This window comes from Ephemeroptericola cinctiostellae (genome assembly GCF_003339525.1).
GTDB lineage: Bacteria > Pseudomonadota > Gammaproteobacteria > Burkholderiales > Burkholderiaceae > Hydromonas > Hydromonas cinctiostellae.
In genome coordinates, this window is sequence record NZ_CP031124.1 from 2,077,903 (window position 1) to 2,097,259 (window position 19,357).

General features: G+C 50.6%; 13 protein-coding genes. 4 read left to right on the top strand and 9 right to left on the bottom strand.

The window, feature by feature from the left end:
• Positions 1–94 precede the first annotated feature (94 nt).
• The 5 genes from hutI to hutU all read right to left on the bottom strand — a co-directional run bounded on the left by hutI (position 95) and on the right by hutU (position 6,683).
• Positions 95–1,321, bottom strand: a complete 1,227-nt coding sequence (hutI, locus tag DTO96_RS09320) for an imidazolonepropionase (protein WP_114563247.1) — start codon at positions 1,319–1,321, stop codon at positions 95–97.
• Positions 1,322–1,334: 13 nt separating this feature from the next.
• The gene (locus DTO96_RS09325) at positions 1,335–1,946 is read right to left on the bottom strand and encodes a HutD/Ves family protein (protein WP_114563248.1); all 612 of its coding nucleotides are present in this window, start codon (positions 1,944–1,946) and stop codon (positions 1,335–1,337) included.
• Positions 1,946–2,908, bottom strand: coding sequence for a formimidoylglutamase (gene hutG, locus DTO96_RS09330; protein ID WP_114563249.1), 963 nt, complete (start codon positions 2,906–2,908; stop codon positions 1,946–1,948). The genes DTO96_RS09325 and hutG overlap by 1 nt, the downstream gene beginning before the upstream one ends.
• A gap of 240 nt (positions 2,909–3,148) precedes the next feature.
• On the bottom strand, positions 3,149–4,684 hold the full coding sequence (hutH, locus tag DTO96_RS09335) for a histidine ammonia-lyase (RefSeq protein ID WP_114563250.1): 1,536 nt from the start codon (positions 4,682–4,684) through the stop codon (positions 3,149–3,151).
• A gap of 292 nt (positions 4,685–4,976) precedes the next feature.
• On the bottom strand, positions 4,977–6,683 hold the full coding sequence (hutU, locus tag DTO96_RS09340) for a urocanate hydratase (protein ID WP_114563251.1): 1,707 nt from the start codon (positions 6,681–6,683) through the stop codon (positions 4,977–4,979).
• A 170-nt stretch (positions 6,684–6,853) separates the two neighbouring features.
• Here hutU and hutC point away from each other — a divergent pair, with 170 nt between their 5' ends.
• The 3 genes from hutC (at position 6,854) to DTO96_RS09355 (ending at position 11,764) form a co-directional block, all read left to right on the top strand.
• Positions 6,854–7,597: a histidine utilization transcriptional repressor HutC gene (hutC, locus tag DTO96_RS09345; protein ID WP_373277782.1), complete on the top strand. Its 744-nt coding sequence runs from the start codon at positions 6,854–6,856 to the stop codon at positions 7,595–7,597.
• Positions 7,598–7,875: 278 nt separating this feature from the next.
• The gene (gene mfd / locus DTO96_RS09350; RefSeq protein ID WP_114563252.1) at positions 7,876–11,352 is read left to right on the top strand and encodes a transcription-repair coupling factor; all 3,477 of its coding nucleotides are present in this window, start codon (positions 7,876–7,878) and stop codon (positions 11,350–11,352) included.
• Positions 11,353–11,392: 40 nt separating this feature from the next.
• The gene (locus DTO96_RS09355) at positions 11,393–11,764 is read left to right on the top strand and encodes a hypothetical protein (RefSeq protein ID WP_114563253.1); all 372 of its coding nucleotides are present in this window, start codon (positions 11,393–11,395) and stop codon (positions 11,762–11,764) included.
• 39 nt (positions 11,765–11,803) lie between these two features.
• Here DTO96_RS09355 and DTO96_RS09360 read toward each other — a convergent pair whose 3' ends face one another.
• The 3 genes from DTO96_RS09360 to DTO96_RS09370 form a co-directional block, all read right to left on the bottom strand.
• Positions 11,804–13,357, bottom strand: a complete 1,554-nt coding sequence (locus DTO96_RS09360) for a glycerol-3-phosphate dehydrogenase/oxidase (protein ID WP_114563254.1) — start codon at positions 13,355–13,357, stop codon at positions 11,804–11,806.
• 201 nt (positions 13,358–13,558) lie between these two features.
• Entirely contained in the window at positions 13,559–15,076 is a 1,518-nt protein-coding gene (gene glpK, locus DTO96_RS09365; protein WP_114563255.1) for a glycerol kinase GlpK, read from the bottom strand.
• 311 nt (positions 15,077–15,387) lie between these two features.
• Positions 15,388–16,629 (bottom strand): hypothetical protein, encoded by a 1,242-nt coding sequence (locus DTO96_RS09370; RefSeq protein ID WP_114563256.1) that lies wholly within the window; start codon positions 16,627–16,629, stop codon positions 15,388–15,390.
• A 149-nt stretch (positions 16,630–16,778) separates the two neighbouring features.
• On the opposite strand from DTO96_RS09370, the gene DTO96_RS09375 reads away from it, so the two are divergent.
• Entirely contained in the window at positions 16,779–18,215 is a 1,437-nt protein-coding gene (locus DTO96_RS09375) for a protein adenylyltransferase SelO (RefSeq protein WP_114563257.1), read from the top strand.
• Between the two features lie 120 nt (positions 18,216–18,335).
• Here DTO96_RS09375 and ygfZ read toward each other — a convergent pair whose 3' ends face one another.
• Positions 18,336–19,325 carry a CAF17-like 4Fe-4S cluster assembly/insertion protein YgfZ gene (ygfZ, locus tag DTO96_RS09380; protein ID WP_157964392.1) on the bottom strand — a complete coding sequence of 330 codons (990 nt, stop codon included), beginning with the start codon at positions 19,323–19,325 and terminating at the stop codon, positions 18,336–18,338.
• Positions 19,326–19,357 lie beyond the last annotated feature (32 nt).

The following is a 19,357-nucleotide window of genomic DNA, read 5'->3' on the forward strand; positions in this document are numbered from 1 at the left end:
CCCATTCAAGTCGCTTTATTGAGGTACAACACAGATGTTCACAAACAATCTAAACCGCTGATTTATTTTAACAAAATGGCTTGATCGAATGTTTTTAAATCAACCGTCCCGCCTTGACCACACCCGCACACATGTTCTGCCCCATCGCATACGCCAAATCTGCGGGTCGATCAATCTGCCACAAAGCCAAATCAGCCATTTGACCCACAGCCAGCTGCCCCACACGATCATGCAGCCCCAAAGCCCGCGCTGCGTGCACCGTCGTGCCTGCAAGGGCTTCTTGTGGGGTCATTTTGAACATGGTGCACGCCATGTTCATCGCCAGCAACAACGAGGTCATGGGCGAAGTACCGGGATTACAATCAGTGGACACCGCCATCGGCACGCCGGCTTCACGCAAGGCTTGCACAGGTGGCAACTTGGTTTCACGCAAGAAATAATATGCACCGGGCAATAGAACCGCCACCGTGCCATGCGCAGCCATCGCGGTGATGCCTGCATCACTTAAATGCTCCAAATGGTCGGCGGATAAACCGTTGAAACGCCCCACCAAAGCCGCACCATTTTGATCCGACAATTGCTCTGCATGCAGCTTAACAGGCAAATTCAATTGGGCAGCCGCTTTAAACACGCGTTCCGTTTGCGTTGCACTAAAGCCGATGTTTTCACAAAAAGCATCCACCGCATCAACCAAACCTTCGGCATGCAATGCAGGCAACATGACCTCGCACACATGCGTGACATAATCATCGGCACGGCCTTTGTATTCAAGCGGCACAGCATGTGCGCCCAGAAAAGTGGTGCGCACGGTGACGGGCAAAGCGTCCCCGATGTGTCGCGCGACGCGCAGCATTTTGGCCTCGGTTTCAAGGTCTAAGCCATAACCTGATTTGATTTCTAAAGTCGTTACGCCTTCGGCCAAAAGCCGTTTCACACGAGGTAAAGACTGCGCCAGCAGGTCATCAAAACTCGCAGCGCGCGTTGCATTGACCGTGGACAAAATCCCGCCGCCTGCGCGCGCAATGGCTTCATAAGCCACGCCATTGAGCCGTGCCTCAAACTCATTGCTGCGGTTGCCGGCATAAACGATGTGGCTGTGACAGTCAATCAAGCCTGGGGTCAGCCATGCGCCTTGCCCATCGTGTGTTTCTGTGGCTTGAGCCCCAGCAGGCACATCTTTTTCGGCACCCAGCCATGCAATTTGACCATTTTTCACAGCCAAAGCACCGTTCAAAATTTCGCCATAACCCGCGCTACCATCGGTCATGGTCGCCAAGTGCACGTTGCGCCAAAGCGCGTCCCAGTGGGGTGTATTGTCCATCGTATGTTCCATTTTATGTTCGTCGCTTCAAATGCACCGCGTACACTGTTGCTCGGCCTTCTGATTTAAGTGCAATGCGACCTGACTCAACATCAGCCAATTCACTACCGCTTGATTCAATACGCAACAACTCATGTCGAGCCAAAAACACGTTCGCATCGTCGGTCATGCACTCAATGACATCGCCATCGGCGTGATAAATCAGCAGTAAGTCTGATTGTGTGTGCAAGTTCAAAGCCCGATCAAATGTGTGTGTTTCCAAAACATGCAGCCAACGGCCGCGACGCGTCATCACATTAAAATCAGTGATCGCCCCATTCAACAAGCCCGCATGCACATGATCCTCACCCACAAAGTTCAAAACCTGTGATTCAGGTGTTAAAGTCAAGGTCACTTGCTGGTTAAAGTTCAAATTCATGCCCGCGCCTGACATGATCAGTAGCGAACGATCCACTTCAGGAAAGATTGAAAAATCACCATCGGCCTGAACCGTTGCGCAACTGATGCGCCAATCAAAATCATCCAAACCTGCACCAGCAGGTTCAACCAGCAGCTCTGTCGTACTGCCTTGACCATTTCGCCACGGCATGATGCGATGGTCATCGGGTGTTATTTTTTGCATCATTACATTAACCGCGCCACAGCATTGGCCAAACGTGCCACCAAACGCGCCGCCGTACGTGCGCCATGCTGATCGACATCGTATATGGGATTGAACTCCGCCAAATCCGCCACACGCAACTTACCTGAAGCCACCACAGCCTCCAAAACCGCCTCAACCACGCTCAACGCCACACCGCAAGCCGCAGGTGCAGACACCGCAGGCATCACCGCCGCGGGCAAGACATCCAAATCAATTGTGAAGTACACGTGATCGACGTTCGCTAAAAAATCATGCAGCACGTTCAAAGTGTCATTTAACTGGACAACCCCCATGTCATCGTCCAATCGCCACGTCACACCAAGCTCATCAGCACGTTTGAACAACGCTGCTGTATTTGCAAAACGGCTCACGCCAAGGCAACAGTAATTAAAATCCCAACCCCGTGCGGCACAATCGTCGGCAATTTGACGAAAAGGCGTGCCTGAACTGCCTTGTGCATTTTCATTCAACCTCAAATCAAAATGCGCATCCAAATTCACAATGCCGATGCGCGGCTGTTCAAGCGTGCTCAAATGTTGCGCCAATCCACCAAACGTACCATACGCAATTTCATGACCGCCACCCATGACAATCGGAAAAGCGCGCCGCTGCAACAGCTCTGCCACGACAGCAGACAACTGCGCCTGCGCCGCCTCCATCGCATCACCCTCGCACGACACATTGCCCACATCCACCAGCTGCTTGGCTTCATGCACAGGCATGCCGCCAAGCATCGCCCGCAACGCATCCGCCCCTTGTGCCGCGCCAACACGCCCATGGTTACGCGCCACGCCTGCATCACAGTTGAAACCGACCAATGCAATCGATTGACTCAAATTATCGACTTGCGGGCGTTGCATGCGTTGATGCCAGCGCGTGCCCAGCTCACCTTCAACCGCATCCACGCGACCTTGCCATCGCCAAGTATTGTTTAATGAGTTCATAAACACTCCAAATTTAGGAGAACATTTTCGTAAGGGCAGCCTGTCTCAAGCCACCGTTTGTGAAACACACACTGAAACACACACCACGCCCACACTGGATTGGTCATGGGAACGGGTGAATCAGCCACCCTGCATGAAGGGTGGTCTGTAACAAACCACCCCACACCGCATGTGGCATTTTTTTAAAAAATGCAGAAAAGTAATTTTAGTGTTTCAGTATTTTTTACATTCAGTATTTTTTTACAAATACAACGGTGCAAACAATCCGTGAGAATCTTGACTCAACGTCCCTCCCAACACCAAAGCCTTGGCGGTCTCAATGTCTGGCGCAAGGTAACGATCGGTGCTGTAAAAATCAACCTGCCCACGCAATTGGGCATGCATTTGCTCCAAGCGCGGTGAGGTTTTCAACGGGCGGTGAAAATCAATGCCCTGACCTGCGGCCAGCATTTCAATGCCCAAGATGGCTGCGGTGTTGTGCGCCATGTCATTCAAACGACGGGCGGCGAAAGTTGCCATGCTCACGTGATCTTCTTGATTGGCTGAGGTTGGCAAACTGTCCACGCTGGCGGGGTGCGCCATGGATTTATTCTCCGATGCCAAAGCGGCTGCGGTCACGTGGGCAATCATGAAGCCCGAATTCACGCCCGCCTCTTTCACCAAAAATGCAGGTAAATTTGACAAGGTGTGATCGATCAACAACGCCATGCGGCGTTCCGACATCGCGCCAATTTCAGAAATCGCCAACGCCAAAATATCCGCCGCGAAAGCCACGGGTTCAGCATGAAAATTCCCACCTGAAATCACATCGCCCGTATCAACAAAAATCAACGGATTGTCCGTGACCGCATTGGCCTCGATCAACAGCGTCCGTGCCGACTGTGTGATTAAATCCAAACACGCACCCATGACCTGTGGCTGGCAACGCAAACTGTAGGGGTCTTGCACCCGTTCATCATCCACTGTATGCGATTGGCGAATTTCACTGCTCGACAACAACTCACGGTACAACGCCGCAGCGGCGATTTGCCCTGGTTGACCGCGCACTTCATGCACACGCGCATCAAAAGGCGCATCGCTGCCTTTGGCCGCATCAACTGACAGCGCACCGATCATCACGCCTGATTCAAACAAACGCTCGGTCATGAATAAACCATGCAACGCCAAAGCCGTCGAAACCTGCGTGCCGTTAATCAGCGCCAAACCTTCTTTGGCTTCCAATACAATCGGCGCGATGCCCGCTTGTTTGAGTGCTTCTGTGGCTGCAATCAGCTGGCCATTGAATCGAACTTCGCCCACGCCAAGCAAGGCCAAAGTCATGTGCGACAACGGCGCGAGGTCACCTGATGCACCCACCGAACCTTTGGCAGGAATGGCAGGTGTGATGCCCGCGTTGTACATGGCGATCATGGCGTCAATCACTTCAGCGCGTATGCCCGAAAAACCACGTGCCAAACTGGCAATTTTCATCAAAACAATCAGACGCACCACCTGATCGCTGAGTAATTCGCCCGTGCCAACGGAGTGCGACAAAATCAAATTGCGTTGTAATTGTTGCAATTGATCGTTCGGAATGCGGGTTTTCGCCAAAATGCCAAAACCTGTGTTGATGCCATAAGCCGCATCACCACGTTCGACAATCGCTTGTACAGTGACGGATGAGGCATGAATGGCATCATAAGCCGTTGGCGTGAGTCCAATGGTGAAATGATGCGCCCAAGCCGCGCGTAAATCGCTCAGCGTCATGTGGCCTGGGTGGATGGTAAATGTTGTCATGTCGTGTCCTTAATGGTTACAGTAATTTTGTTATAAGTCTCGTCAGCGATATAAATCACATCTGTCTATGCTTTTCAAATCAGGTTCAGCAAGTCAACATTGAGCAAAAGGCCGCTTTTCCGTCGACCCACTCAAATAGGCTGCGCATACGGATGCACAACCACCGTTCTTGAACCCATTGAAGGGTATTTGGATCAACCAAGCTTTAAGCGTTTTCAACCTTTAATTGCAAACCTCATGGGTAGACCATGAGGTGATGGCTTGAGAACAAGCCACTCAGCCCAAAGTGCTTTTATTTAATCATTGGTAAATTTAAACCGTTGCGTTTCGCGCACGCCACAGCTGTTTCATAGCCTGCATCCGCATGACGCATCACACCTGAACCGCAATCATTGACCAATACGCGAGCCAAACGTTTTTCTGCGGCATCCGTGCCATCCGCAACGATGACCATACCCGAATGCTGTGAATACCCCATGCCCACACCGCCGCCGTGGTGCAATGAGACCCAGCTTGCACCGCCTGCAGTGTTGAGCAACGCATTGAGCAACGGCCAGTCACTGACGGCATCCGTGCCATCTTTCATGCTTTCGGTTTCACGGTTTGGACTAGAAACCGAACCCGTATCCAAATGATCACGACCAATCACAATCGGTGCTTTCAATTCGCCATTTTTGACCATTTCATTGAAAGCCAAACCTGCAATGTGACGCTCACCGAGACCCAACCAGCAAATGCGGGCTGGCAAACCTTGGAACGCAATACGCTCTTTCGCCATGTCCAACCAGTGGTGCACGTGTTTATTGTCAGGGAACAATTCTTTAATTTTGGCATCGGTTTTGTAAATATCTTCAGGATCACCTGATAACGCCACCCAGCGGAAAGGCCCTTTGCCATCGCAGAACAATGGACGAATATACGCGGGGACAAAACCAGGGAAATCAAATGCATTGATCACACCGTGATCAAACGCCACTTGACGGATGTTGTTGCCGTAATCCACCGTTGGAATGCCCATCGCATGAAAATCAAGCATTGCTTGCACATGTTGCGCGCACGACACAGTGGCATCTGCGGTGAGTTTCGCATGTTGTTCCGGATCGTGCTGCGCTGTTTTCCATTGCTCAACCGTCCAACCGATCGGTAAATAACCATTAATCAAATCATGGGCTGAGGTTTGATCGGTCACGAGATCCGGTTTAATCTCGCCTGCTTGTGCGCGTTTGACCAACTCAGGTAAAATTTCTGCTGCATTGCCCAACAATCCGATGGATACGGCATCGCCGTTGGCGCAATGCTGCTTGATCAACTCAATCGCGTGGTCAATGTCACGCGCCTGTTTGTCCAAATAACGTGTGCGCAAACGGAAATCGATGCTCGACTGTTGACATTCGATGTTCAAAGACACCGCACCCGCCAAAGTCGCCGCCAACGGCTGCGCGCCGCCCATGCCACCCAAACCTGCGGTTAAAATCCAACGGCCTTTCCATGAGCCCTCAAAATGTTGGCGACCCGCCTCAACGAAAGTTTCATAGGTGCCCTGCACAATCCCTTGCGAACCAATATAAATCCAGCTGCCCGCCGTCATTTGACCATACATGAACAGCCCTTTGCGGTCGAGTTCGTTAAAATGTTCCCAATTCGCCCATTTGGGCACAAGGTTTGAATTGGCGATCAACACGCGTGGCGCATCAGAATGCGTTTTAAATACGCCCACAGGTTTACCCGATTGCACCAACAGGGTTTCATCATCGTTCAGCTCTTTGAGCGATGCCAAGATTTGGTCATAGCACGCCCAGTCACGCGCAGCGCGACCAATGCCGCCATACACCACCAAATGTTTGGGATTCTCAGCCACTTCAGGGTCAAGGTTGTTTTGAATCATGCGATATGCCGCCTCTGTCACCCAGCTTTTACAGGTTTTTTCTGCGCCTCGTGGTGCGCGAATGTCGCGGCTGGCATCAAAGCGGGGGTCGTTGGCAAAAGAATTCGTGCTCATTGTGTGTCTCCAAGTCATTGTGTTGTATAAGAATTTAAAGATGAACGGCAACGTTTAATCGTTGATTAAATAAATTCTAACTTGTATATACAAGCCAGTCAACCGCTATTTCAGCAAAATTTAAAAAAATCAAAAATGTCTCAAAAAGACATCAAGCACCCTCAGAACAAATGACAATGCTAAAATACAATACACCCACCCCGAATGCCACCATGAACACCGACACGCCGATTTTTCAACGCATCAAAGACCACATCACCCATCAAATAGAAACAGGTGCGTGGGTTGAAGGTGACCTCATCCCGTCAGAGATGACCCTGACCAAAGCGTTCAACACCTCGCGCATGACCGTCAATCGGGCGTTGCGTGAACTCACGGCCGAGCTGATTTTGGTGCGTCGTCAAGGTGCAGGCACATACGTTGCCGCACAAAAAGTACAATCCACATTGGTTGAAATCCGCAACATTGCCGATGAAATCACCGTCCGAGGACATGAACACCATGCCGAGCTGCACCGCTTAGAAAGCGTCGCCGCAACGGACAAACTCGCGGCACAACTTGACATCCAAGCTGGGCAAATGGTGTATCACTCCACCATGGTGCACTTTGAAAATGCCATTCCGATTCAAGTTGAAGAACGTTGGGTCAATCCCGCCGTCGCCCCAGACTACCTGACCCAAGATTTTAACCAGATCACGCCAAACGCTTATCTGATGCAAGCGGCACCGTTGCAAGGCATGAACTACAAACTCGAAGCCCTGCTGCCGACAGATGCCATCGCTCAGATGCTGCGCATACCGACCAGCCAACCTTGCCTCGTGCTGCAACGTTCAACCCGCAGCGCCAACAAAGTCGCCAGCTTCGCGATCATGTGGCATGCAGGCAACCGTTACCGCTTTGTGGGCAGTGATTGAAGAATCAATGACAAAAAATCTTTTGTTTTTCAAATGCATCTTGTTGCCGTTCATTGGCATGTGCGCCAATGGGTGCTTTTTTCAAATACACCACCATCTCACGTCGACGCGCCCATAAAATGGACATAAGCCGCTATAATCTCAAATAAATATCAACTGAATATCAACTGAATATCAACTGAATATCAACTGAATATCAACTGAATATCAACTGAACAAACACCCTGTACCCCACATGCCATTGGCGTGTGGGTCTATTGCTACTTTTGAATGCCTTCATGACTTCTGCTGCAATCGCCTCGCTCATCCCTCACCTCAAAAGCGGTCAACGCTACACCCAAAACCTGCCCATCGGCTCATCAGATGCTTTATTGTTGGGGCAATTGGCACAAGCTTTGGCTGAAAAAAAACATCACTTGACCGTTATTTTGTGTGAACACGCGCAAGATGCGCAACGCTTACAGGCTGAAATCAGTTATTTTGCACCGCAGCTTTCGACAATGCAGCTGCCCGATTGGGAAACCTTGCCTTACGACCGCTTTTCGCCCCACCATGATCTGGTCTCGGAGCGGTTGCAAACGTTATACAGTTTGACGCAAAAACAGGTGGATGTGCTGATTGTCCCTGTGAGCACCGCGCTGTACCGTTTGTCGCCCCCTGATTTTTTATTGGCACGCACATTCAGCTTTAAAAAAGATGAAGTTCTGAACATTCAACAGCTGCGTGAGCAACTGGTCAACGCAGGTTATCAAGCGGTCAGCCAAGTGATTGCGCCGGGCGAATTTGCTTTCCGTGGTGGCTTGATTGATTTATTCCCAATGGGCAGCGTGTTGCCATTTCGTTTGGATCTGTTTGGCGATACGATTGAATCGATCAAAACCTTCGATGTGGACAGCCAACGCACACTGTATCCAGTGCCCAAAGTGCAACTGTTGCCAGGCCGTGAATACCCCACCGATGAGAGCGCTCGTGGCATATTTCGCAATGCATGGCGTGAACGATTCGAGGGCGATGCATCGAAGCATGCGTTGTATAAAGACGTGGCCAACGGGATTTTTAATGCAGGGATTGAATATTACTTGCCTTTGTTCTTTGATCGAACCGCAACCATTTTTGATTATATTTCCAATGATGCGACCATCGTTTTACATGGCTTGGCACAGACCACCATTCGCGCTTTTTGGACGGACACGCAACAACGCCATGCGTTCCTCAAAGGTGACAACACGTCACCCGTGCTGTCACCCGAAGAACTGTTCATCAACGACGAGCAGTTTTTTGCACACATCAGTGCATTTGCACAATTGGCCTTGCGCCCCAAAATCAACGATGAAGCCGCCGAGCAACTGTTGGCGCAATCCACCGCGACCCTACCCGATGTGCGCGTCAACACCCACCACGACGCATCGTATGCCGCATTGTCACACCTGTGCCAGCGCAATGAGCAAAACAACATCCCCACCGTTATTCTCGCTGAAAGTTTGGGGCGGCAAACCACATTAAGTGAAGCGCTCAGCCGTCATGGCATTCACGTTCAAGCAATCGAAGCATGGGCCAACATCAGCGCATTAACAGCACCGCATGTTTACATCAGCCATGCGCCATTGGAACGCGGTTTCTCTTTAGACGATGGCGCACAACGCCTGTGTCTAATCACTGAAACCGAACTGTACGCCGCCAATCAAGGCACGCGCGCGCGCCGTCGCCCTGAAAAAACGTCGAACGTGGACATGATGATTGCGTCGCTGTCAGAATTGCGCATCGGCGACCCAGTGGTGCATCAAGAGCATGGCATTGGCCGTTATCAAGGCTTGATGAACATGGACATGGGCGATGGGGTCACCGAATTTTTACACCTCGTGTACGCAAACGACACCGCGTTGTACGTGCCTGTTTCACAACTTGCCGTCATTTCACGCTACGCAGGCAGCGACCCTGAACACGCACCGCTGCACACTTTGGGCACAGATCGCTGGAGCAAGGCACGCAAAAAAGCCGCGGAACAAATTCGCGACACAGCGGCAGAACTGCTCAACCTGTATGCACGCCGCGCCCTGCGTAAAGGCCACGCATTTGAACTGAGCGCCGACGATTACGAAGTGTTCGCCAATGATTTTGGTTTTGAAACGACGCCCGATCAAGCCAGTGCAATTGCTGCTGTGGTGCATGATTTGATTTCAGCCAAACCAATGGATCGACTCGTGTGTGGTGATGTGGGCTTTGGCAAAACCGAAGTGGCTTTACGCGCCGCATTCATCGCGGCAATGGGTGGAAAGCAAGTGGCCATTCTCGCACCAACCACACTGCTCGCGGAGCAACATTGCCAAACGTTCACCGATCGGTTCTCAAAATGGCCCGTAAAAATTGCCGAGGTGTCGCGCTTCAACACGGGCAAAGAAACCACCGCTGTACTCAAAGGTTTAGCAGAAGGCACGATAGACATCGTGGTGGGCACGCATAAATTACTGTCCGAGAATGTCAAATTTGATCGCCTCGGCCTCGTCATCATTGATGAGGAACACCGATTCGGCGTGCGTCAAAAAGAAATGTTGAAAAACCTACGCGCCGAAGTCGACATCCTCACCATGACCGCCACCCCCATTCCACGCACGATGAGCATGGCGATGGAAGGTGTGCGCGATTTATCGGTGATCGCCACCGCGCCACAAAAACGTTTGGCGATTAAAACCTTCGTTCGCCGAGAAGAAAATGGCGTGATGCGCGAGGCGATTTTGCGCGAGCTCAAACGTGGCGGCCAAGTGTATTTCTTGCACAATGAAGTCTCCACCATCGAAAACCGCCGCGAGCAGCTCGAAAAGCTCATCCCCGAAGCGCGCATCGCCATCGCTCACGGTCAAATGCACGAGCGCGACCTCGAACGCGTGATGCGTGATTTTTACCACCAACGTGCGAACATATTACTATGTACCACCATCATCGAAACGGGGATTGACGTACCCAACGCGAACACCATCATCATGCACCGCGCGGATAAATTCGGCCTCGGTCAACTGCACCAACTGCGTGGCCGTGTTGGTCGCTCACATCATCAGGCCTATGCGTATTTGATGATCCATCACGAAGACTCACTCACCAGCCAAGCCACGCGCCGCCTCGAAGCGATTTGCCAAATGGAAGAACTGGGCTCAGGTTTCTTCCTCGCCATGCAAGACATGGAAATCCGTGGTGCAGGCGAAATTCTAGGCGACAAACAATCAGGCAATATGCACGAAATCGGCTTCTCACTGTACAACGACATGCTCAATGCCGCCATCAAAGCACTGCGCAAAGGCATTGAACCTGACCTCGCCGCACCACTCGGCGTGACCTCCGAGATCAATTTACACACACCTGCACTGCTACCTGCCGACTACTGCCATGACGTCAATGAACGTTTGAATTTATACAAACGGCTCGCCAGCACCGACAACCTAGAAGATTTATTGGGTTTACAAGAAGAAATGATCGACCGTTTTGGTAAGTTCCCACCCGCCGCGCAAGCCTTACTTGAAACGCATAAACTGCGCCTGCGTGCGCTGGAGTCAGGCTTAACCAAAATTGACGTGTCGAGTGAACTGGGTCACCTGCATTTTGCAGCCAACGCCCCGATCGACGGCTTAAAAATCATTCAACTGATACAAAAAGACCGCCATGTCCAACTCAACGGCAACAACAGGCTTAAAATAACCCATGCCATGCCTGAGCTGGCGGATCGGGTATTGCGCACCCATCAAGTGCTTGATGCATTGCAATAACCCACAACAAACTGAAACAGATATTTTTATAGGAATGACCATGATGTTAAAACACGCGTCATTTATTCTTTGGACGTTGCTGTTGGGTTTCGCTTGTGCAGGCATTGCTCAAGCAGAACCCCGCACTTTTGACCAGACCTCATGGCTGACTTTGGCCAGCCAAACCTGCGCCAGTCAAGCACCCAACAACCCTCAAGTGGCTGCATTGGATTTGAGCCATGAACATTTAAACTACTCATGCCATTGCGTGGCGAAAAGCATGTTGACGATTCTGCCAGTATCCGAACGCAATCAATTGATGGAACAGATGCGGACGCGGCGCAATTTACAACAAGCAGGCCAGCGCATATTCGCCAACCCAGAAGTTAAAAAAACGGTGGCCAGCTGCGCCGCATCGTATTATTGGAATTGAGCTTTGATCGGCATCAGTTTTGCTGAAAATGAATAAACCTCACATTGCCTTCTTTTCCAAACAATACCCCTCAGCCAAATCACAATACACTGCCACCTGCTCAACTTCCCAATCACGGTTCAACGACAACTCCTCAGCCATGATCTGCGCGACACGTGGAGCCATATCGATGCTCGCTCGGGCATTCATAAACAACGCTCGTGTGCGCCGCGCCAAGACATCCTCAACTGTTCGCGCTTGCTCAAAACGCACCGCCCAGCGCACCTCCGCTTCAACATATGGCAAACGTGCATCCAGCAGCGTTTGTGCGCCATCCAATGCCTGAATCGATCTGGCATCTGAACCATAGACTTGCCAATGGTCGGCAGGTGCATCATCCGCCCAACCATGCAAACGCAGTTGCTCAGTCACACTTGGGCGTTCGGCAAGACCATGCAGTTCAACCGCTTTGTCCACCGTGTCCATGCCCATGCGACGGTAGGTCGTCCATTTGCCACCCGTCAATGTGATCATACCGCCCTCACTCACTCGAATCACATGGTCACGTGACAAGGATTTGGTCTGTGTGCCCTCCTCGGCCTTCACCAAAGGGCGCAAACCCGCATACACACTCAACACATCGGCACGCGTCGGCGCAGGTTCCAAATATTGGGCTGCGGTGCGCAAAATAAATTCAATTTCTTCGGGCAAAGCACGTGGCTCTGTGCTGACATGCGGCACGGCCGTATCCGTCGTGCCGATCAACACATGCCCATGCCAAGGCACAGCGAACAACACACGCCCATCCTCTGTTTTTGGAATCATCAACGCACTGTCACCCGATAAAAAACGCCGATCCACCACGACATGCACACCTTGACTGGGTGACAGCATCGCCTTGACATCGGGGTTTTCCATGCGGCGAATGTCATCCACAAAAACACCTGTTGCATTGATGACCACGGTTGCCCGCACAGATTGGTTTTCACCCGTTTCTGTCTCTCGAAACGTCGCACCCACCACACGCCCATTGTCCTTCAACAAACCTGTCACGGGCGCATGGTTCAAAGCCACCCCACCCTGATCAACCAGCGTACGCATGAGCGTGATCGCCAAACGGCTGTCATCAAATTGACCATCAAAATACAACACGCCGCCCTTTAAACCCTTCTGCTTCAAACTCGGCGTGTGTTGCAAAGCCTCAGCCTTACTCACAAAACGACTGCGGCGCACATTGAGTCGCCCCGCCAGCAGGTCATAGACTTTCAAACCCAAGCCATAAAAAGGTGTTGTCCACCAATGGTAAGACGCTATCAAAAAACCCATGTCATGCACCACATGCGGTGCATTATTTTTCAACACCCCACGCTCGTGCAAGGCTTCGCGCACCAGCGGGATGTTGCCTTGAGCCAAATACCGCACGCCGCCATGAACCAATTTGGTGCTGCGACTGCTGGTGCCCTTGGCATAATCTTCCGCCTCCAGCAACAAGGTGCGATAACCACGCGAAGCTGCCTCTAGCGCCGTGCCCAAGCCAGATGCGCCGCCGCCGATGACCAACACATCCCACTGGGCGGTGTCATGTATGCTTTGAATGATATTGGCTCGCGTCATGACGACCCCTTTAATTGAAATGGTGAGAACATAAAAACGCACCTCTTACGGACATGCTGTTTTTATTTCAATGTTCGTCAGGGCTTGCCTAACAAAGAAACCGGTGTTTCACTCGAAGAACAAGCGCTGTGCAATCCCTATAAAAAATAGGTCTTTACTTTTCCCGTGGTGTTTTTTCCCATGGTATTTTAAGTGCACGGGCTAAACCTCAACATCCCAAGCCATGCTGCGCTGAACAGCGCGTTTCCATGTGGCCATGCGTTTCCCGCGCTCGTCTGCACCCATGTGCGGTTCAAAACGTCGATCAATCTGCCACTGGCTGGCAATCTCAGCTTCATTTTTCCAAAACCCGACCGCCAAGCCCGCCAGATACGCCGCGCCCAATGCCGTGGTTTCCGTCACACGTGGTCGCACAACAGGCACACCAAGAATGTCAGCCTGAAACTGCATCATGGTATTGTTCAAACTCGCCCCACCATCCACACGCAACTCCTTCAACGGCTCACCCGAGTCCTGCTGCATCGCCTCTAACAACTCTGCACTTTGAAAAGCAATGCATTCCATCGCGGCACGGGCAATGTGTGCTGCCGTTGTGCCACGGGTCATGCCAATCAATGTGCCACGGGCGTAGCTGTCCCAATGCGGTGCACCCAACCCCACAAAGGCCGGCACCAAATACACGCCTTCACTGCCTTCGACTTGCGCCGCCAATGCCTCAACATCGCTGCTGCTGCGAATGATGCCCAAGCCATCACGCAACCATTGCACCACCGCTCCCGCCATGAACACACTGCCTTCCAACGCATAAGTCGTGCATCCATCCAGATGCCAACCGATGGTGGTCAACAGCTTGTTTTTGCTTTGAACCGCTTGCGTGCCGGTGTTAAGCAACATGAAACACCCTGTGCCATAAGTGTTTTTCGCCATGCCGGGTTTCAAACACACTTGACCAAAGGTGGCCGCTTGCTGATCGCCCGCAATTCCTGCAATTTTCACGCGACCACCGAGCAAACCTTCATCGGTCTCACCATACACCTCACTGCTGCTGCGCACCTCGGGCAACATGGCACGCGGCACATTCAAAATCCCCAACAACTCATCGTCCCACGCCAACGTATGGATGTTAAATAATAAAGTACGAGAGGCATTGCTTGGGTCTGTGATGTGCAGTGCACCGCCCGTCAATTTGTAAACCAACCATGAGTCCATCGTGCCAAAAGCCAACTCGCCCGCTTCAGCACGTGCCTGTGCACCATCCACATGGTCTAAAATCCAGCGCACTTTAGTGCCACTAAAATACGCATCCAATACCAAGCCCGTTTTTTGCTGAAATGCATCCACCTTGCCTGCTTCACGCAGTTGATCACACAATCCAGCCGTTCGGCGATCTTGCCAAACAATCGCATTGTGAATCGGCTGTCCTGTTCGCCGATCCCACACCACCACCGTTTCACGCTGGTTGGTGATGCCAATCGCCGCCACATCGGATGCACGGATGCCTGCACCGCTCAATGCCTCTTGCATCACGCCACTTTGCGTGCTCCAAATTTCGTTGGCATCGTGTTCCACCCAACCGGGTGATGGGAAAATTTGATGGAATTCTTTTTGAGCCAGCGCCACAATGCTGCCACTGTGATCAAACACAATGGCACGGCTGCTGGTCGTGCCTTGATCCAAAGCCAAGACATACTGTTGCGGTGAACCATCAACGGTGTTCATACAACGCCTCCTTAGATAAAGCTTAGATAAAGTCGAGGAAAAGCCGTGCAAATACAAGCACAAATGCAAACCCATGCCAACCATCGATTGAATGTGCATGAATTATAAGCGCCATAAAAAAACCCTACACATCTGTTTTGTAGGGGTTTTAAAAATCGTTAAAGGATCACGTCAATCTGCGCCAAACAGACAATCTCTTTTTCGTATCAGACCTCACAATCGTCAGGCCTCACAATTGACGGCTCCTTACAACATCAAAATAAATAAAAAACAACAACTCGCTCGCTCTTCACGCCCTCTCAGCGATTAAATCATTTGGCTTTGGCACGCACTCGACGATCAACACGATGTGTCATGGGTTTGGCTGTTTTTCCTGCGACGGCTTTTGCGGCATCTGTTGCTGTGCTTGCATTGGCCGCCTCGCTGACCTCAGAACGCGGTGCAATTTTATCCACAAAGGTTTGCCCCAACAACGACCCTTTTAAATTCTCAAAGCCATCAACCGTATTCTCCGCAGTCAACGGCTCTGCAGACTTTGCCACACCATAATCATACAAACGCATGCTTGAATGGCTGCTCATCCGAATCCCTTTTATTGCCTCTAAGCCTGTTTTTTCTTTTGTATGTTCTGCTGTACCTTGGTTCGCCTCAGGCGCAATGATGACATTTGATTTCACTTCATTTTCAACGAGTTGACCCGCTTTATTGAAGCCAAATACTTCTATTTGTTCAGATGCTGGGTCTATCATTTTGGCCAGCTCATCCATCATTTTTTTACTGGGCAAGAGTTCGCTGTTGCCTTCAATGGATCGCTCCAGTTTGGCTTGAAGTGCGATCGAATCTTTACTTGCATCGTCTTGTTTGGGATCCACCTTGAATAATTCCACAAAGTCACTCATCAACATCGGCATGTGCTCAAACACTTGACTCGGGTTGCTTTTCACTTGAATTTTACGCACAATGTGCTGAACTTTATCCGCATCCGTCAAGGGCAACTCCGAAAAAGCGGAGGCATTCATGCCATCATAATAAGAATGTTGAAATTTCTTGAGCACTGCAATGATTTTGCCTGACTTCTCTTCAATGGGGAAACGGCTCATGTCAAAACGCGAATATTTACCCACATTATTCGACTCATTCAATAAACCATCAAATGCAGATAAATTGGCGTACAGCGCCTTTTGTTGCCCACTGTAAACGATGGGAAGAGACACGCTGAGCTTGAGGTTTTGGCTGTCGTAACGGTATGTTGGGGTGAGATCGTAGCGCTGATTGGTGTTGTCCACGACACCCGCCGCCTCAAAAATAAAATTTTTGCCCAAACGGTTGATCGCCTGATTGATTTTAATGGTCTCTGGGTTATCACTGGTCAGGCTTAAAGCATCCACCCCAGAACTCAATGAGTAAGCAAAATTTGGTGCAGACAAGGTGTTTTGCCACGCGGTGGTGATGGCCTGATTGGCAGGCATTTTTTGAATCTCGCTTAAATTCGAACAGCCAGTCAACCCCAACCCACTGATGCACAAAGCACTTACAGTTATTTTTCGATACATATTTATTCCTTCCTATACAAACCAAGCCACAAACAACACAAAGTCTTTTCATTATACACAAACAGACTTATAAATCACCTACCTCTTTTCAGCATGCGCATGGATTTGAACGCAAACACACTTGAGCCCCATTCGGTTAAAATGGATGCATGAACAATTCCCTCCCCCCACACTTCACCCACCCTTTTCGTCATTTAGGCGCATCTTTTTTTGCCGATGTCATGCCTGAACCTGTGCTTCACCCCCACTGGGTTCATTTCAATGCGCCACTGGCGGCACAACTGGGATTGCCCTCGACCGCCTTAGATGTGAATTTATTCAGTGGCAATCAATTGTTTGAGGGGCAACACCCATTGGCCATGCTGTACGCAGGCCATCAATTTGGTCACTACACCCCACAACTCGGGGATGGTCGCGCGATGCAATTGGGCAGCACACTACACAACGGTGAACGCATGGAATGGCAACTCAAAGGCGCAGGTCGCACACCTTTTTCACGCGGTTCAGATGGACGTGCGGTACTGCGTTCATCCATCCGAGAATATTTATGCAGTGCGGCCATGACGGGGCTTGGGATTCCAACGACGCAAGCCTTGTCTTTGGTGGGCTCAACCACCGCAGTGTACCGAGAGCAACGAGAAACGGCGGCATTGGTGATGCGCATCGCCCCCTCTTTTGTGCGTTTTGGTTCGTTTGAAGTGTTTTTTTATCGCGGACAAACCGATGAGCTCAAAGCATTGGCAGACTTTGTCATTGCTGAACATTACCCACTGTGCGCCGAAGCCGAGCAACCTTATGTGGCTTTATTGAGTGCCGTCGTTGAGCGCACCGCAGTTTTGGTGGCGCACTGGCAGGCCGTTGGCTTTTGTCACGGGGTGTTGAATTCGGACAACATGTCGATCTTAGGTTTGACATTGGATTACGGCCCATTTGGCTTTTTGGACACCTATAACCCATCCCATATCTGCAACCACTCCGACCACGAAGGCCGTTATTCTTTTGAAAACCAACCATTCATCGGTTCATGGAATTTGCATTGTTTGGCACAAGCCTTATTGCCATTGATTGATGACATTCCCACCGTCAAATCAGCTTTGGCAGCTTACTGGCCTCAATTCACAGCCCATTTGCATGGGTTGATGTGTGAAAAGTTGGGTTTATTTGAACCACAGCACAACGATGCCGATTTGATCCAAGACACTTTGGCCATGATGGCGCACAACCATTTGGATTACAGCCGTTTTTTCAGGCGATTGGCTGATTTTGAAAGCAATCAGGGCGCAACGATTCGCAATGACTGTTTGGATTTAACTGCGTTTGATGCATGGGCAAGCAAATATGCGGTGCGCCTCTTGAGCGAACCCAACAACACACGAACTGTGCGCATGAATGCGGTCAATCCCAAATATATTTTGCGCAATCACTTGGCGCAAGACGCAATTGAGCAAGCCGAGCGGGGCGATTTCAGTGAAGTGTCGACCCTGTTTGAATGTTTACAACAGCCCTTTCAAGAACAGACGCAATATGAACGATTGAATGCCGAACCAGAAGAAGGCATGGCTGTTGAAGTGAGTTGCTCTTCATAAACATAAAATAAACGCCTTTCCCATTCAATTAAATAAAAACGCCTACAATTCAGCTGGCGTTTTTATTATAGAAATGGGCATTGTAGCCCATCACACAGCAGATCCGTTGTGCGATGGAAATCAATCACTCAAAGCATAAGGCAAAGGTTGTAACGCCGCCTCATGACCATTGATCGACAACAAAGCCCCCCCATCTAACATCGGCAAACTCACTTCAACCAAGGCATCCACTGTTGAATGGTTCAACAAACTCACCGCCGCTGAGACCACAACACCGATGGGCTGGCTTGCATCTAAGCTGCTGCAAACATCTGTTTTGGCTGGCATATTCGTTGCAGCCTCGCGGGCACTTTCGGCATTGTCAAAATGCAATTGCACCCATTGCATGCGGCGTTTGAGTTTACCCAAATAGTGGCTGCGCGCAACCACTTCTTGACCTGGATAACAGCCTTTTTTGAAATTCACCCCACCAATCCGATCAAGGTTAATCATTTGCGGCACAAAAGCCTCCAAGGTCGCCGCCTCAACATGGCCTTCGCCAGCCACAATCGCCAGCCATTGCCACCCCTCAACACCCAAATCACGTGCGATGCCAACAGTACTCACAGCACGATCAGATTCAACACGTGTATCAACACGTATAATCAACAACTCACGTGCCAACGACTCACCATTGATCAATGCAGGCAATAAACCCAAACGTTGAGTGTGGTCACTCGTTTCAGCCACACCATGAGCCAAACAAGCCTCCCCTGCCTTGCCCTTTATGCGATGCCCATCAGAGACATCCTCAATCGCCACTTTGGCGCGTAAAACAAACATTTTCAAGCGTTTCACCAACAGCTCAATCAATGGGCGATGCGTGACCAAAAACACATCTTCACCCACGGCATACACCTGCAACACCGCGAACAACCGCCCTTTGGCCGAACAATAACCCGCCAACTTGGTGTCATTGCCCTCAAGGTTCAATATGTCTTGCGTCAATTGCGCATGTAAAAAAGAACGCGCATCGGCACCGCTTGCGCGAATCAAACCTAATTGAGCAGACAATTCCGCATCGGCTCCATGTTTTAAATCATCAATTGTCATGTCTGTGAACATCGTCATGCCTATAATCCCATCTGAAAGTAAATCTAATT

What these genes read in the sequence shown, in the direction of transcription:
- hutU (WP_114563251.1), bottom strand. Translation starts at nt 6,683, where the DNA reads ATGAGCACGAATTCTTTTGCCAACGACCCCCGCTTTGATGCCAGCCGC.
- DTO96_RS09360 (WP_114563254.1), bottom strand. Translation starts at nt 13,357, where the DNA reads ATGACGCGAGCCAATATCATTCAAAGCATACATGACACCGCCCAGTGG.
- DTO96_RS09370 (WP_114563256.1), bottom strand. Translation starts at nt 16,629, where the DNA reads ATGTATCGAAAAATAACTGTAAGTGCTTTGTGCATCAGTGGGTTGGGG.
- DTO96_RS09325 (WP_114563248.1), bottom strand. Translation starts at nt 1,946, where the DNA reads ATGATGCAAAAAATAACACCCGATGACCATCGCATCATGCCGTGGCGA.
- DTO96_RS09355 (WP_114563253.1), top strand. Translation starts at nt 11,393, where the DNA reads ATGATGTTAAAACACGCGTCATTTATTCTTTGGACGTTGCTGTTGGGT.
- DTO96_RS09375 (WP_114563257.1), top strand. Translation starts at nt 16,779, where the DNA reads ATGAACAATTCCCTCCCCCCACACTTCACCCACCCTTTTCGTCATTTA.
- glpK (WP_114563255.1), bottom strand. Translation starts at nt 15,076, where the DNA reads ATGAACACCGTTGATGGTTCACCGCAACAGTATGTCTTGGCTTTGGAT.
- hutG (WP_114563249.1), bottom strand. Translation starts at nt 2,908, where the DNA reads ATGAACTCATTAAACAATACTTGGCGATGGCAAGGTCGCGTGGATGCG.
- ygfZ (WP_157964392.1), bottom strand. Translation starts at nt 19,325, where the DNA reads ATGACGATGTTCACAGACATGACAATTGATGATTTAAAACATGGAGCC.
- mfd (WP_114563252.1), top strand. Translation starts at nt 7,876, where the DNA reads ATGACTTCTGCTGCAATCGCCTCGCTCATCCCTCACCTCAAAAGCGGT.
- hutH (WP_114563250.1), bottom strand. Translation starts at nt 4,684, where the DNA reads ATGACAACATTTACCATCCACCCAGGCCACATGACGCTGAGCGATTTA.
- hutI (WP_114563247.1), bottom strand. Translation starts at nt 1,321, where the DNA reads ATGGACAATACACCCCACTGGGACGCGCTTTGGCGCAACGTGCACTTG.
- hutC (WP_373277782.1), top strand. Translation starts at nt 6,854, where the DNA reads ATGACAATGCTAAAATACAATACACCCACCCCGAATGCCACCATGAAC.